The 15,162-nt window shown below is 57.3% G+C and carries 15 protein-coding genes; 5 read left to right on the forward strand and 10 right to left on the reverse strand.

Annotated elements, in window-relative coordinates:
- Positions 1-2: 2 nt before the first annotated feature.
- Both envC and gpmM read right to left on the reverse strand, forming a co-directional pair.
- The gene (gene envC / locus FHN83_RS12345; RefSeq protein ID WP_231568135.1) at positions 3-1,262 is read right to left on the reverse strand and encodes a murein hydrolase activator EnvC; all 1,260 of its coding nucleotides are present in this window, start codon (positions 1,260-1,262) and stop codon (positions 3-5) included.
- 33 nt (positions 1,263-1,295) lie between these two features.
- Entirely contained in the window at positions 1,296-2,843 is a 1,548-nt protein-coding gene (gene gpmM, locus FHN83_RS12350) for a 2,3-bisphosphoglycerate-independent phosphoglycerate mutase (RefSeq protein ID WP_139563934.1), read from the reverse strand.
- Positions 2,844-3,091: 248 nt separating this feature from the next.
- Between gpmM and FHN83_RS12355 the strand changes: the two genes are divergently transcribed.
- The 5 genes from FHN83_RS12355 to cysE all read left to right on the forward strand — a co-directional run bounded on the left by FHN83_RS12355 (position 3,092) and on the right by cysE (position 6,209).
- A complete protein-coding gene (locus FHN83_RS12355) occupies positions 3,092-3,523 on the forward strand; it encodes a rhodanese-like domain-containing protein (RefSeq protein ID WP_039030147.1) in 432 nt (143 codons plus the stop codon).
- Positions 3,524-3,537: 14 nt separating this feature from the next.
- Entirely contained in the window at positions 3,538-3,789 is a 252-nt protein-coding gene (gene grxC, locus FHN83_RS12360; RefSeq protein WP_032615744.1) for a glutaredoxin 3, read from the forward strand.
- 32 nt (positions 3,790-3,821) lie between these two features.
- Entirely contained in the window at positions 3,822-4,289 is a 468-nt protein-coding gene (secB, locus tag FHN83_RS12365; RefSeq protein WP_039030146.1) for a protein-export chaperone SecB, read from the forward strand.
- Entirely contained in the window at positions 4,289-5,308 is a 1,020-nt protein-coding gene (gene gpsA / locus FHN83_RS12370) for an NAD(P)H-dependent glycerol-3-phosphate dehydrogenase (protein WP_039030145.1), read from the forward strand. Before secB ends, gpsA begins: the two co-directional genes overlap by 1 nt.
- Before the next feature lie 79 nt (positions 5,309-5,387).
- A complete protein-coding gene (gene cysE / locus FHN83_RS12375) occupies positions 5,388-6,209 on the forward strand; it encodes a serine O-acetyltransferase (RefSeq protein ID WP_039030144.1) in 822 nt (273 codons plus the stop codon).
- Here cysE and trmL read toward each other — a convergent pair.
- From trmL to FHN83_RS12415, 8 genes are all read right to left on the reverse strand, one after another.
- The gene (trmL, locus tag FHN83_RS12380) at positions 6,206-6,679 is read right to left on the reverse strand and encodes a tRNA (uridine(34)/cytosine(34)/5-carboxymethylaminomethyluridine(34)-2'-O)-methyltransferase TrmL (RefSeq protein WP_139563935.1); all 474 of its coding nucleotides are present in this window, start codon (positions 6,677-6,679) and stop codon (positions 6,206-6,208) included. The two genes, cysE and trmL, sit on opposite strands and share 4 nt — an antisense overlap.
- A 101-nt stretch (positions 6,680-6,780) precedes the next feature.
- Positions 6,781-7,968, reverse strand: coding sequence for an FMN-dependent L-lactate dehydrogenase LldD (gene lldD / locus FHN83_RS12385; RefSeq protein WP_039030143.1), 1,188 nt, complete (start codon positions 7,966-7,968; stop codon positions 6,781-6,783).
- Positions 7,965-8,738 (reverse strand): transcriptional regulator LldR, encoded by a 774-nt coding sequence (lldR, locus tag FHN83_RS12390; protein WP_139563936.1) that lies wholly within the window; start codon positions 8,736-8,738, stop codon positions 7,965-7,967. The genes lldD and lldR overlap by 4 nt, the downstream gene beginning before the upstream one ends.
- Positions 8,735-10,390 (reverse strand): L-lactate permease, encoded by a 1,656-nt coding sequence (lldP, locus tag FHN83_RS12395; protein ID WP_039030141.1) that lies wholly within the window; start codon positions 10,388-10,390, stop codon positions 8,735-8,737. Before lldP ends, lldR begins: the two co-directional genes overlap by 4 nt.
- Positions 10,391-10,659: 269 nt before the next feature.
- Positions 10,660-11,022, reverse strand: coding sequence for a YibL family ribosome-associated protein (locus FHN83_RS12400; RefSeq protein ID WP_039030140.1), 363 nt, complete (start codon positions 11,020-11,022; stop codon positions 10,660-10,662).
- 59 nt (positions 11,023-11,081) lie between these two features.
- On the reverse strand, positions 11,082-11,672 hold the full coding sequence (gene mtlR / locus FHN83_RS12405) for a mannitol operon repressor MtlR (RefSeq protein WP_139563937.1): 591 nt from the start codon (positions 11,670-11,672) through the stop codon (positions 11,082-11,084).
- Positions 11,669-12,817: a mannitol-1-phosphate 5-dehydrogenase gene (gene mtlD / locus FHN83_RS12410; protein WP_072036667.1), complete on the reverse strand. Its 1,149-nt coding sequence runs from the start codon at positions 12,815-12,817 to the stop codon at positions 11,669-11,671. Before mtlD ends, mtlR begins: the two co-directional genes overlap by 4 nt.
- Before the next feature lie 108 nt (positions 12,818-12,925).
- Entirely contained in the window at positions 12,926-14,839 is a 1,914-nt protein-coding gene (locus FHN83_RS12415; protein WP_139563938.1) for a PTS mannitol transporter subunit IICBA, read from the reverse strand.
- Positions 14,840-15,162 lie beyond the last annotated feature (323 nt).

Below are 15,162 nucleotides of genomic sequence, written 5' to 3' on the forward strand. Positions count from 1 at the left end.
ACTTATCTTCCCAACCACGGCTGTGGATTGACCGCCTGACCCTGGCGACGAATTTCGAAATAGAGTGACGGGCGGCCCTGACCGCCACTGCTGCCCACAAGGGCGATAGCCTGACCGGCCCGCACCTGGGTACCAACGCTGACCAGCGCGCTCTGGTTGTAGCCGTAAAGACTCATGTCGCCTTTACCGTGCTCAACCACGACCACCAGGCCGTAACCCTGCAGCCAGTCGGCGAGGATCACCCGGCCATCGGCGATAGCTTTCACTTCGCTGCCTTCCGATGCGCCGATTACAATCCCCTTCCAACGTAGCTCACCCTGCAGCTGTTCGCCATAGCGATGCAGAATTGAGCCCCGTACCGGCCAGTAGGCCTGACCACGCGGAGAGCCCAGACCGCCGGTGCGGGACATCAGCGAGCGTTCGTTTTCGGTGGGTTTGTAGGTGGTGCCTTTGCGGGAGGCTTCCTGCTGCTTGTCGCGCACGGCCTGCGCTTCACGGGCCTCTTTCTCGGCGCGCGCTTTGGCGGCCGCTGCCGCGCGGGCGATGCTGTTGCGCAGTTTAGATTCGTTAGCGCGCATTTCGCTCAGCTGGCTCTGGCCTTCCTGAATGGAGGACTCCAGCCCGGCAAGGGTTTTCTTACGCTCGTTGCGCGCCTGCTCGAGTTTGGCCTGCTGGGCCTGCTGATCGTAAAGCAGAGTTTGCTGCTGGCTCTGCTTCTCTTCCAGCTCCGCTTTTTGCGTGGTGACCTCTTCCCGCGTCTGCTTCAGCTGGGCGATGGTCTCCTGGCGGGACTGGTTGAGATAGCCGAAATAGGCCTGCAGGCGCTGACCGCGCTGGCTCTCTTCGCCGCTGAGGATCAACTGAACGCCGGTGTGTTCACCCTGGCGAAAGGCCGCGTCTAACTGGGCGGCAAGGCTGCGCTCCTGAGCCGCACGCTGGCGCTCAAGTTTGGCGATAGACGCATTCATCTCGTCTATTTGTTTATTCAACTGGGCGAGGGTGTTCTGGGTTTCTCGTAGCTGACGTGCGGCGGCGGAGATGGCCTCTTCCTGCTTTTTAAGCTGGGCAAGCAGGGAGGAGCGCTGCTGCTGCTGCTGGCGTACCGCGCGCTCTTTGGCGGCGATATCGGCCTGAATGGTTTTGAGCTGATCGCGCTCGTCCGCGTGTACGGATGCAGCGCACAACAATACGCCAGCGCTGAGTGCGCTGGCGTACAGTAAAGGCCTGACTGATAACCGTAACGGCTTCACGACCCATGTGATTGAAACAATCGCCTTTCCCCTCATGGGGAGGGATTATTCCACGATGAACAGCGGCTTACCAGTCATCTCTTGCGGGATTTCCATGCCCATCAGGGCCAGCATGGTCGGGGCAACGTCCGAAAGCTTACCGCCATCCACTGCTTTGACTGATTTATCACCGACATAAATCATTGGTACCGGCAGGTTAGTATGCGCAGTGTGCGCCTGGCCGGTGGCCGGGTCGCGCATCTGTTCGGCGTTTCCGTGGTCGGCGGTGATCAGCATCTGGCCGCCCGCCGCTTCTACTGCTTTGGTCACCTTCGCAATGCACTCGTCCAGCGCTTCAATGGCTTTGATTGCCGCTTCCATCACACCGGTGTGGCCAACCATGTCGCCGTTCGGGTAGTTACAGATGATGGTGTCATATTTGCCGCTTTCGATAGCCGCGATCAGCTTCTCGGTCAGCTCGGCAGAGCTCATCTCTGGCTGCAGATCGTAGGTCGCTACTTTCGGCGAGTTGATCAGAATGCGATCTTCGCCTTTGAACGACTCTTCAACGCCGCCGTTAAAGAAGAAGGTAACGTGAGCATATTTCTCGGTTTCGGAGATGCGCAGCTGGGTCTTGTCGTGCTTCGCCATCCACTCGCCGAAGGTGTTCGCCAGGGAAGACGGCGGATAGGCGCATGGCGCTTTGATGTCGGCCGCGTATTCGGTCAGCATCACGAAATCGCCGAGCTTAACCTCTTTTTTACGGGCGAAGCCGTCGAAGTCGGCATTCACGAAGGCGCGGGTAATTTCGCGGGCGCGGTCGGCGCGGAAGTTCATGAAGATCAGCGCATCGCCATCTTCCATCGCGGCATCGGCCTGGCCTTCAGCACGGATGACGGTCGCTTTCACGAATTCGTCGTTTTCATCGCGGGCGTAAGCGGCTTCCAGCGCGGCAACGGCGGTGTCTGCCTGGAACTCGCCTTTGGCTTCAACCAGCAGGTTGTAGGCCTGCTCAACGCGATCCCAACGGTTGTCGCGGTCCATGGCATAGTAGCGGCCAATGATGGAGGCCACGCGGCCTTTGCCCAGCGCGGCAAACTTCTCTTCAAAAGCTTTCAGGGAAGATTCAGCGCTGCGCGGCGGGGTATCGCGGCCATCGAGGAAGGCGTGCAGATAGATTTTGTCCGCCCCTTTTTCCGCAGCCAGCTCCACCATCGCCATGATGTGATCTTCGTGGCTGTGAACGCCGCCCGCAGAGAGCAGGCCCATAATGTGCACGGCTTTGCCCGCTGCCGCCGCTTTCTCAACCGCGCCGGTCAGGACCGGGTTAGCAAAGAAGGTACGTTCTTTAATTTCAACATCCAGACGGGTCAGATCCTGATAAACAATGCGGCCCGCGCCCAGGTTGACGTGTCCAACTTCGGAGTTGCCCATCTGGCGATCCGGCAGACCCACTTCCAGGCCGGAAGCATCGATCAGCGTATGTGGACGTTTTGCCCACAGCGCATCCATGACCGGGGTTTTAGCGTTGAAAATGGCGTTATCCTGCTGATCTTCGCGATAGCCATAGCCGTCCAGAATCATCAGTACCATAGGTTTTTTAGAAACCGACATTGCGACAACCTCTTTGCTCAAAAGACAAAAAATTTGCGTAATTTTACTACAGCTGAATCGATCAAATAGCCGCAGAAGATCAAAGAAACCGCCGGGCCAAGGGTAAGGATAGGGGAATTTTGGTCTTTTTTTTCGTGGCAGTACGCAGAAAATGGATTAGCTTATTGTCGCTGGCTGTATTTGCCACAACGCACAGGTATACTCCTGTCCTGGTTTTTTATTCACTCAGTCGGGAGTCGTTACCCCCCATGCAAGAAATTATGCAATTTGTCAGCCGCCACCCCATACTTTGTATCGCGTGGATTGGTCTACTGGCAGCAGTACTGTTCACCACTTTTAAAGGCCTCACTTCGAAAGTGAAGGTGATCAACCGCGGCGAAGCAACGCGTCTCATCAATAAAGAAGAGGCCGTCGTTGTCGACCTGCGTCAGCGCGACGATTTCCGTAAAGGTCACATTGCAGGCGCCATTAACCTGCTGCCGACCGAAATCAAAGCCAATAACCTTGGCGAACTGGAAAAGCATAAAGATAAACCCGTTATTGTCGTTGATGGCACCGGTATGCAGGCTCAGGAGCCGGCAAATAACCTCGTCAAAGCAGGCTTTGCTAACGTCACTGTCCTGAAAGACGGCATCTCTGGCTGGAGCGGCGAGAATCTGCCTCTGGTTCGCGGTAAATAAACAGGAGTTGAGTCATGGCCAATATCGAGATCTACACCAAAGCGACCTGCCCGTTCTGCCATCGTGCAAAAGCGCTGCTGGACAGCAAAGGCGTTGCTTTTCAGGAGTTGCCTATTGATGGCGATGCTGCAAAGCGTGAAGAGATGATTAAACGTAGTGGCCGTACGACGGTTCCGCAGATTTTTATCGATGCGCAGCACATTGGTGGCTGTGATGACTTGTATGCGCTTGATGCGCGTGGTGGACTTGATCCCCTGCTGCGCTAAGGCGTTTTAGGACAATTAAAAAGGGTTTTTCCATGTCAGAACAAAACAATACCGAAATGACTTTCCAGATCCAGCGCATCTACACCAAAGATGTCTCCTACGAAGCACCTAATGCGCCGCACGTTTTCCAGAAAGACTGGCAGCCAGAGGTTAAACTTGATCTGGATACCGCTTCCACCCAGCTGGCGGAAGATGTGTATGAAGTCGTGCTGCGTGTTACCGTAACCGCCTCTCTGGGCGAAGAGACTGCATTCCTGTGTGAAGTACAGCAGGGCGGCATCTTCTCCATCGGCGGCATCGAAGGTAATCAGATGGCGCATTGCCTGGGCGCATACTGCCCGAACATCCTGTTCCCGTATGCCCGTGAATGCATCACCAGCCTGGTTTCCCGCGGTACGTTCCCGCAACTGAACCTTGCGCCGGTGAACTTCGATGCGCTGTTTATGAACTATCTGCAGCAGCAAGCTGGCGAAGGTACTGACCAACATCAGGATGCCTGATGAGTACTGTCAATGCGTCAATGACTGTGATCGGTGCCGGCTCTTACGGCACCGCTCTTGCTATCACCCTGGCAAGAAATGGTCACGAAGTGGTTCTCTGGGGCCACAATCCTGAACATATCGCGACGTTAGAAGCCGATCGCTGCAACGTTGCGTTTCTCCCCGATGTGCCTTTCCCTGACTCACTACATCTTGAAAGCGACCTTGCGACTGCGCTTGCTGCCAGCCGTAATATTCTGATCGTGGTGCCGAGCCATGTCTTTGGCGAAGTGCTGCGTCAGATTAAACCGCTGATGCGTGATGATGCCCGCGTGGTCTGGGCGACCAAAGGGCTGGAAGCCGAGACTGGCCGCCTGCTGCAGGATGTCGCCCGTGAAGCGCTTGGGGATGCTATTCCGCTGGCGGTGATCTCCGGCCCGACCTTTGCGAAAGAGCTGGCGGCAGGGCTGCCAACGGCTATCTCGCTGGCGTCCACCGACGAGACCTTCGCTGACGATCTGCAGCAGCTGCTGCACTGCGGTAAAAGCTTCCGCGTCTACAGCAACCCCGATTTTATCGGCGTCCAGCTTGGCGGCGCGGTGAAGAACGTGATCGCTATCGGCGCGGGCATGTCCGACGGCATCGGCTTTGGCGCGAACGCGCGTACCGCCCTGATCACCCGCGGGCTGACTGAAATGTCCCGCCTTGGCGCGGCGCTCGGTGCCGATCCGGCCACCTTTATGGGGATGGCAGGGTTAGGCGATCTGGTGCTGACTTGTACCGACAACCAGTCCCGTAACCGTCGTTTCGGCATGATGCTCGGCCAGGGCATGGACGTGATCGGCGCGCAGGAGAAGATCGGCCAGGTGGTGGAAGGCTACCGCAATACCAAAGAAGTCCGCGAGCTGGCACACCGTTTTGGTGTCGAAATGCCAATAACCGAGGAAATTTATCAGGTATTGTATTGCGGAAAAAATGCGCGCGAGGCAGCATTGACCTTATTAGGTCGTGCACGCAAGGACGAGCGTAGCAGCAGTTAACTGCAGGAAAGCGTTGTCACCTGAATGACCCGGCTGGCAAAGAACTGGCCGGTCATTATCATTACGTCTGGAGTAAGCAATGCCGTGTGAAGAACTGGATATCGTCTGGAACAATATTAAAGCCGAAGCCCGGGCTCTGGCTGACTGTGAGCCTATGCTGGCCAGCTTCTACCACGCGACGCTACTCAAGCACGAAAACCTCGGCAGCGCCCTGAGCTATATGCTCGCCAATAAACTGGCTTCACCGATCATGCCCGCTATCGCCATTCGCGAAGTAGTGGAAGAGGCCTATGCGGCAGACCCGGAGATGATCGCCTCCGCCGCCTGTGATATTCAGGCGGTACGCAACCGCGACCCGGCGGTGGATAAATACTCCACGCCGCTGCTCTATCTGAAAGGTTTTCACGCCCTGCAGTCCTACCGTATCGGCCACTGGCTGTGGAACGAAGGTCGCCGCGCGCTGGCCATCTTCCTGCAAAACCAGGTTTCCGTGACCTTCCAGGTGGATATCCACCCGGCGGCGAAAATTGGTCGTGGCATCATGCTCGACCACGCGACCGGTATTGTGGTGGGTGAAACGGCGGTGATTGAAAACGACGTCTCGATCCTGCAGTCCGTAACCCTCGGCGGGACCGGGAAAACCAGTGGCGACCGTCACCCGAAAATTCGTGAAGGGGTGATGATTGGCGCAGGCGCGAAGATCCTCGGCAATATCGAAGTGGGACGCGGCGCGAAGATTGGCGCCGGTTCAGTCGTGCTGCAACCTGTGCCCCCGCATACCACCGCCGCAGGCGTTCCGGCGCGTATCGTCGGCAAGCCGGACAGCGATAAACCGGCGATGGATATGGATCAGTTCTTCAACGGCATCCACCATACCTTTGAGTATGGTGACGGGATTTAACGTCTGAGAATGGCGCCAGGGTATCCCAGCTGGCGCCAGGCCTCATACACCACCACCGACACCGCGTTCGACAGGTTCATGCTGCGGCTGTCCGGCATCATCGGAATACGGATTTTTTGTTCAGCGGGCAGGGCATCAAGAATGGTGGCCGGCAGGCCGCGCGTTTCCGGGCCAAACAGCAGATAGTCGCCTTCCTGATAGCTAACCGCGCTGTGGGCAGGCGTGCCTTTAGTGGTCAGGGCAAAGATCCGTTCCGGCTTTTCCGCTTCCATAAATGCGGCCTGATCCTTATGGCGGATCACGGCGGTAAACTCATGATAATCCAGCCCGGCGCGGCGCAGACGCTTGTCGTCCCACGTAAAGCCCATCGGCTCGATGATGTGCAGACGAAAACCGGTGTTGGCGCACAGGCGGATAATATTGCCGGTATTAGGCGGAATTTCTGGTTCGAATAAGACGATGTTAAGCATGCTGCCCCATTTCATTAGGCTCTGAAATTGCGGGGGGCAGCTTACCATCCCCTCTCCCCTTTGGGGAGAGGGTCAGGGTGAGGGGATCAGACCGCATCAACCTAAGCCGCATTTCCCTGCGCCAGCGGTGCCAGCCCGGCAGGGATCTTACTCAACTCCTGCACCAGCATCTCCTTGCTGATTTCCGGGATGGTTTTCGCGCCGGTCAGCGTCATCGCCACCTTCATCTCTTTCTCGATCAGATTCAGCAGATTCGCTACTCCCGCCTGACCGTGGGTCGCCAGAGCGTACAGATACGCCCGGCCCAGCAGGACGGTGTCGGCCCCGAGGGCAATCATGCGCACCACGTCCAGACCGTTGCGGATCCCGGAATCTGCCAGAATGGCGATATCGCCCTTAACCGCATCGGCAATGGCGGGCAGGGCGCGGGCCGAGGAGAGCACGCCGTCGAGCTGGCGACCGCCGTGATTCGACACCACAATCCCGTCCGCGCCAAAGCGCACCGCATCCCGGGCATCTTCCGGATCGAGGATCCCTTTGATCACCATTGGGCCATCCCAGAACTCGCGGATCCACTCCAGGTCTTTCCACGAGATCGACGGATCGAAGTTATTCGCCAGCCAGCCAATGTAATCTTCCAGTCCCGTCGGTTTACCCAGATAGGCGGAGATATTCCCCAGGTCATGCGGGCGACCGTTCACCCCCACATCCCAGGCCCATTGCGGATGCGTCACCGCCTGCCAGTAGCGGCGCATCGCTGCGTTCGCACCGCTCATCCCGGAGTGGGCATCGCGGTAACGTGCGCCGGGCGTCGGCATATCCACGGTAAAGACCAGGGTCGAACAGCCTGCCGCTTTGGCGCGCTCCAGGGCATTGCGCATAAACCCGCGATCGCGCAGGACGTAAAGCTGGAACCACATCGGGCGCTTGATGGTCGGGGCGACCTCTTCAATCGGGCAGACCGAGACGGTGGAGAGGGTAAAGGGAATGCCTTTCGCATCCGCCGCCGCTGCGGCCTGCACTTCACCGCGGCGGGCGTACATGCCGCACAGCCCGACCGGGGCGAGGGCCACCGGCATGGAGAGCGTTTCGTTGAACAGTTTTGTCTCAAGGCTCAGGTCAGACATATTCTTCAGCACGCGCTGACGCAGGGCCACTTCCGACAGGTCTTCCACGTTGCGACGCAGGGTGTATTCGGAATAGGCTCCGCCGTCGATATAGTGAAACAGGAACGGCGGCAGAATGCGCTGGGCGGCGGCGCGATAATCACTGGCTGCGGAAATGATCATGGATTGTTCTCCCTGGAAATAGCGTTGTCGCCAGGCAGACGGGTAATACGCGCCTGCCGGGCCTGATCTTCATCGAATCGTTTAATGGTGGTGTGGACGAAGCCCAGATGCGCCATCATCGCTGCGCGTGCGGCTTCGGCATCACCGGCAAGAATGGCGTTGAGTACCGCCTCGTGCTGCTCGGTCAGCCTGGCAAAAACGGGGGGCACCAGGTACATGCGCTGGCGGCTCTGCTTAACGGAGGATTGCAGCAGGTCGAAGAAGCCGCGCATGGTCTGGAGCAGAACGACGTTGTGCGAGGCCTCGGCGATGGCCAGATGAAAACGCACGTCCGCCTGCGAGGCGATATCCGGATCGCTGCTTTGCGTGGCGTCAAAGCAGGCCTTGAGCTTCTCTTTATCCGCCTCGGTCGCCCGCATGGCCGCATGCCAGGCGGTGCTGGTTTCGATGGCGTGGCGGGCTTCGAGGATATCGAAGCTGTAGTCCGGGTCGTTCTCCATCAGGGTTTTCAACGGCTGAACAATGTTCTGTCCGGACCAGTCATCATGCTGCCAGCGCACAAAGGTGCCGCCACCGCGGCGGCTCACCAGAACCCCTTCGCTGACCAGGGTCGCTAAGGCTTCGCGCAGCGAGTTGCGCGACACGCCAAGCTGGGTGGCAAGCTGGCGCTCGGCGGGCAACTTCATGCCCGCCTCCAGCTGCATCTCTTCAATCAGCGCCCGCACGCGAGAAGCGATCTCGTCGGACAGGCGTCTGGGCATCACTATCATGGGATCATCCAGGTTAAGACATAGGCCTGCAGGGTGGTGATCACCCCGACCATGCAGGTAAATATCAGGCTGTGTTTAACGGTAAAGCGGAACAGATCCGACTCTTTGCCCACCAGGCCTACCGCCGCACAGGCAATGGCGATGGACTGAGGCGAGATCATCTTGCCGGTCACGCCGCCGGTGGTGTTGGCCGCCACCAGCAGCACATCCGACACGCCAATCTGCTGGGCGGCCGTGGCCTGCAGGGCCGCAAACAGGGCGTTCGACGAGGTATCTGACCCGGTCAGGAACACCCCCAACCAGCCGAGGAACGGCGAGAAGAAGGTAAACGCGGAGCCGGTATGGGCCAGCGCCAGCGCCAGCGTCGATGACAGGCCGGAATAGTTCGAGATAAACGCGAACGCCAGCACCATGCCGATGGAGTAGATCGGCAGCATCAGCTCTTTAAGGGTAGCGGCAAACGTCTGCACCGCAGCAGCCGGCTTCATGCGCAGCCACACCACGGAAAGGAGAGCGGCAAACAGGATTGCCGTGCCGGTGGCAGAGAACCAGTCGAACTTGAATACCGCCGCGTACGGCGTGGCGTCGTGCACCACCGGCGGCATACGCGCGACCATCTTGTCGAGGAACGGCACGGAGATATTCACCACCATGTCGTACAGCGCGCCGTTCGGAGCGAACAGGGCTTTAAACGGCGGAATACTCCACAGGGTAACGGTCGCGGTCAGGAACAGGAACGGCGACCAGGCGCGGACAATCTGTCCCGGCGTGTAGCCGGTGCGGGCCAGGGTCTGATCGACCTGCGAGGCGCCCATATCGGCAAAGCGGAAGATACGCACCGGCTGCCAGCGTTTCAGGAACAGCGTCAGGCAGACCAGAGAAACCAGGGACGAGATAATGTCCGGCAGTTCCGGGCCGAGGAAGTTGGAGCTCAGGTACTGGGCGATAGCGAACGAGCCACCGGCGACCATCACCGCAGGCCAGGTCTCCTTCACGCCGCGCCAGCCGTCCATAATCGCCATGATCCAGAACAGCACGATAATGGTCAGGAACGGCAGCTGACGGCCCACCATCTGGCCAATCTCAAAGCTGTCCAGCCCGGTCACCTGCCCGGCGACCAGAATCGGAATGCCCATCGCACCAAACGCCACCGGCGCGGTGTTAACGATCAGACACAGCCCGGCGGCATACAGCGGGTTAAAGCCCAGCCCGACCAGCAGGGCGGCGGTGATGGCCACCGGCGCACCGAATCCGGCGGCCCCTTCAAGGAACGCGCCGAAGGAGAAGCCGACGATCAGCATCTGCAGGCGCTGGTCCGGCGTAATGGAAAGAATCGACGAGCGGATAATGTCGAACTGCCCGGTCTTGACCGAGATTTTATAGACGAAGACCGCAGCAATGATTATCCAGGCGATCGGCCACAGGCCGTAGAAGAAGCCATAGACGACAGAGGCCAGCGCGCGATCGACCGGCATTTTGTAGAAGAACAGCGCGACCATCAGGGCAATAGCGACGGTGTACGTCGCGGCAAGGTATCCCTTCAGCTTGAGTTTAATCAGGGCGAAGAAGAAAAACAGGATAGGAAGCGAGGCGATCAGGCTCGACAGCCAGATGTTTCCTGCCGGATCGTAGTTTTGTTGCCAGAGGCTCATTGCAGGTCTCCTGAGGACCACACCCGTTGTGAGGCGGTGAGTCTGTGCTCATCTCTGCGTCACATTCAGTGTAAAAGTGGTCCTGCCAATAGTATGATGTAGGGTTAATGACAACAAATGGTTAACCAAATGTTATTGGTCGGCAATGATTTTGTAAGTGAAGATTATGGAAGTGTGAACCAGGGAAGGGTTGGTTGCGGAATTGGTTGGGCCAATTTTAGACGTGACAGAAAGGTAGGCCGGGTAAGCGCAGCGCCACCCGGCAAAAATCAGAACTCAGTCTTGCAAAAACCGGTCATCTCTTTCAGACCCATTTCACGACCCAGCTCGGTCATCGGGTGTACAACCACCAGGCCACGCACGCTTTTCTTCAGCTTGCCCATATCGGCCTGCTCTTTTTTGGTGATGGCACGGCGGAAAGGCAGTTTGGACAACTTCTGCGCTTCTTTGCTCAGCTTCTGCTCTTTCACGCCGCGCAGGCGCTCGATTTCGGTTTCCAGCGTCGCTTTCTCTTTTTCCAGCTCGGCGTACTTCTCGGCGGCGTCAACCAGCGACAGGCTGGCCTGCTGGTGGCGGATCAGATCCAGGCGATCGCTCAGGCGTTTGATTTCACTCTTTTCGACTTCTTTCATGACAAATGGCTCTAAAAACAGGGGGAATTACTACAAATGATACACGAATGTGCGCAGGCTTACTTCTGAAACGCTTTTTTTAAGCTGATTCGGGAAATCAGCTCGGTCAGGGAGAGTACCATCGTGGAGCGAACGATCTGCTGGTAACGCTGTTTCTGCATGGCGTACAGCTCAGGATCGCTGGTATCAAAATGCGGTGCCGGGGGCAGGGAGGTGACGCAGTGCAACTCGCCCAGCGGGCCGAGGATCTCATCGTCGGTAAAGGCATACTCGTTGCCGTCGTGATTCAGCTCTTCACGCAATGCCATCAGCAGTTCGGCATCTTCATACTCGTGACGGCTGATGACGCCCAGGCCATAGATCAGTTTCATACGCACGGATAAATCGCCCAAGGGGCCGTCACCGTCGAGCAACGGTTCAACTGCGTATTTCACCGCGTAGTCGTCTTTGCGAAACACCTGAAGCACCAGGATATTCACCGCCTCGGTTAATAACTCGACGGCGGATATCAGGAAGCTTCGTACGGTTTTGCCAGCATTCAGACGCTCCAGCACACGGTTTTCAAAGGCCTGGGTTTGTTCCATTATTGCCTGCATATCTGACAATCTATCTTCCGGGCGCAGGATGACCTGCGCCAGTTCCTGCATCATTTGGTTGCGTTATAAACGTTCACCGCCTCCACAACCACGTTGCTGTTGGCATCCAGACCGGATACCTGCGCCAGCGCGGCCTGTGGACCTTTCTCGGCAATTAGCTGCGCCAGCTCCTGCGCCTGCGGATCTTCTTCGCTGCGGTAGTGCATCGCGGCGGCAATGCCCTGAACCAGGTTGCTGTGCGGCAGACCGTATTCCAGGGTGCCAAGCAGCGGTTTGATCAGGCGATCGCCCGCACTCAGTTTGCGCAGCGGCTGACGGCCAACGCGCTCAACGTCATCTTTCAGATACGGGTTTTCAAAACGACCGAGGATTTTCTGAATATATGCCGCATGCTTATCGGCATCAAAACCGTAGCGTTTAATCAGTACCGCGCCGCTCTCATCCATTGCACCTTTTACCACGGCGCGGACGTTCTCATCGAGAATGGCGTCACGAATGGTCTGATGACCGGCTAATTTACCGAGGTAGGCGGTTATAGCATGCCCGGTGTTCAGCGTGAAGAGCTTACGCTCGACAAATGCCATCAGGTTATCAGTTAATTCCATCCCGGCGATCTCAGGCAGCGCGCCCTTGAACTGGGTTTTATCGACGATCCACTCGCTGAAGGTCTCAACGGTCACTTCCAGCGGATCGTTAGTGGCGGATTCTGACGGGGGAACGATGCGGTCCACGGCGGAATCGACAAAGCCGACATGCTCTTCAACCCAGGCTTTATCTTCTTCAGCCACTGCGGCCATGACGTGGCCTTTCAGTTGGGTGGTGCCGCGCACCATGTTTTCACAGGCGATGATGTTCAGCGGGGCCTCGTTGCCCTGAGCTTTACGTTTTGCCAGACCTTTCGCCACCGCCGGCGCGATACGCTCCAGAACCACCGGACCGACGGCGGTGGTGACCAGGTCAACCCCGGCAATCAGATCGATAACGTCGTCGCCAATGCTGCTAACCGCGTTCACGCCGCTTACGGTTTCGACCTGCTCGTTTTCACCTACCACATGCACCTGATAGCTATGACGTGCATTCAGGGCATCAAGTACCGTCTGATTTACATCGGCGAATGTCAGCGTAATGCCCGCGTCTGCCAGCAGTTTGCCGATAAAGCCACGACCGATGTTACCTGCGCCAAAATGTAATGCTTTCATAGTATTAACCTTCATCAATGTTTTTACCCGAGAGGGCTGGGGTGAGGAACCACGTTAATTTCCCCTCACCCTAGCCCTCTCCCCAACGGGGAGAGGGAGGTACAGAACTTACTTGTTCAGCAGCGCCAGAACTTCTTCGACGCTGGAGGTGTTAGCAAGACGTTCGATAACGGTCTCGTCGTCCAGGGCATTGGTCAGGCTGGTAATCACCTGGATGTGCTCGTTGTTACGGGCCGCGATACCAATCACCAGACGGGCGATGTCGTCTTCTTCTTCACCGAAGCGCACGCCTGCCGGGTACTGACAGAACACCACGCCGGTTTTCAGGACGCGATCTTTCGCTTCAACCGTACCGTGCGGCACCGCAATGGATTCGCCCAGGTAGGTCGGGGTCAGTTTTTCACGTTCCAGCATCGCTTCAACATATTCTGGCTGAACGTAGCCGCCTTTCACCAGCTGCTCACCGGCGAAGCGAATCGCTTCTTCTTTATGACTCGCGGTACGGCCAAGGAAGATGTTCTCCGCACCCAGCTTGAACAGGTGGCTGTTGCTCTCGTCGAAGCTGTCCTGCAGGCTGGTACGCACTTTCACTTCGTTATCTTCGTGGCGCTGCGCCGCAACCAGACGTTCGGTCAGGCTGGTGTACAGGCCGCTGTCGAGGAAGTTGGTCAGAGAAATATGCTGCGCCTGCGGTACCTGACGCATCGCACGCTCGGTCAGATCGCGGTGGGTGATGACCAGGTCAACATCCGGCGGCAGGCTGTTAATCGCGCTGTTGGTTACGGAGATCTGGGTCAGACCCGCATCCGCCACTTTCTTACGCAGGACGCCTGCACCCATGGCGCTGGAACCCATACCGGCGTCGCAGGCGACGATGATTTTACGTACGTGGCTCAGGTCGTTAGAGACATCGCCCGCCGCCAGCGGCGTTGCAGCAACACCTTTAGACTGGGATTTCATGTCCTGCATACGACGGGTTGCCGCTTCGATATCGTCTTCTTCTTTCACCTTGCTGGTTTTCAGCAGGATTGCAGAGACCACGAAGGAGACCGCCATGGCCGCGAAGATTGCCGCCAGGTTAGCGAAGTAAGCGCCTTTCGGGGTCATCGCCAGTACCGCCAGGATAGAACCCGGGGATGCCGGAGAAACCAGGCCGCCACCCAGCACGCTCAGGGTGAACACGCCAGTCATACCGCCGAGGATAACGGCGAGGATCAGACGTGGGTTCATCAGCACGTACGGGAAGTAAATTTCGTGGATACCGCCCAGGAAGTGGATGATTGCCGCACCGCCCGCAGACTGTTTAGCGCTACCGCGACCGAAGAAGATGTACGCCAGCAGGACGCCCATACCCGGACCCGGGTTAGCTTCGATCAGGAAGAAGATAGACTTGCCGAGATCGTGAGACTGCTGAATACCCAGCGGTGAGAAGATACCGTGGTTAATGGCGTTGTTCAGGAACAGGATTTTCGCCGGTTCAACAAAGATGGACGCCAGCGGCAGCATGTCGTGGGCAACCATGAAGTTAACGCCCGCCGCCAGAATTTTGGAGAGCACTTCAACTGCCGGGCCAATGCCGAGGAACGCCAGAATCGCCAGGATCATACCGATGATGCCGGCAGAGAAGTTGTTCACCAGCATTTCGAAGCCGGATTTGATCTTGCCATCAACCCAGACGTCAAATTTCTTAATGGCCCAGCCGCCCAGAGGACCGGCAATCATTGCGCCGAGGAACATCGGCATATCCGCACCGACGATAACACCCATGGTGGTGATCGCACCGACCACGCCGCCACGGTCACCGCCTACCAGACGACCACCGGTATAACCGATGAGCAGCGGCAGCAGATAGGTGATCATTGGGCCAACAAGTTTCGCCAGCGTTTCGTTAGGCAACCACCCTGTCGGAATAAATAACGCGGTGATGATACCCCACGCGATAAACGCGCCGATATTTGGCATCACCATGTTGCTGAGGAATCGACCAAAGCTTTGTACTTTGATCTTAAAATCGGATGACATAAAACACCCCTTCTTCTGTTTACGCAGGCCTTGAGCCCGAGGTTTGTTGTTAATGCGGCGGCAGAGGTTGCCCTGTTCTGATGCGTGAAATCTGGCACTTAATTGTTTAGCTGTCCAGACAGGCCAAATTTGTGTGATCTGAGTCACGTAAATGTAGGGGGTGTGGTGAGAAATGAAGTGATCAATATCACAAAACGGACGTGTAAAAAAAATACAATGCGCGTAAAAGCGGCACTTCAGGTCATTAAATGTGAAATAAATCACATTTCGTCGTCGCGAGTTTGTTTCCGGAGTGTGATCAATTCCACAAAATATTTTTATGC

The organism is Leclercia adecarboxylata (assembly GCF_006171285.1).
Lineage (GTDB): Bacteria > Pseudomonadota > Gammaproteobacteria > Enterobacterales > Enterobacteriaceae > Enterobacter > Enterobacter barmai.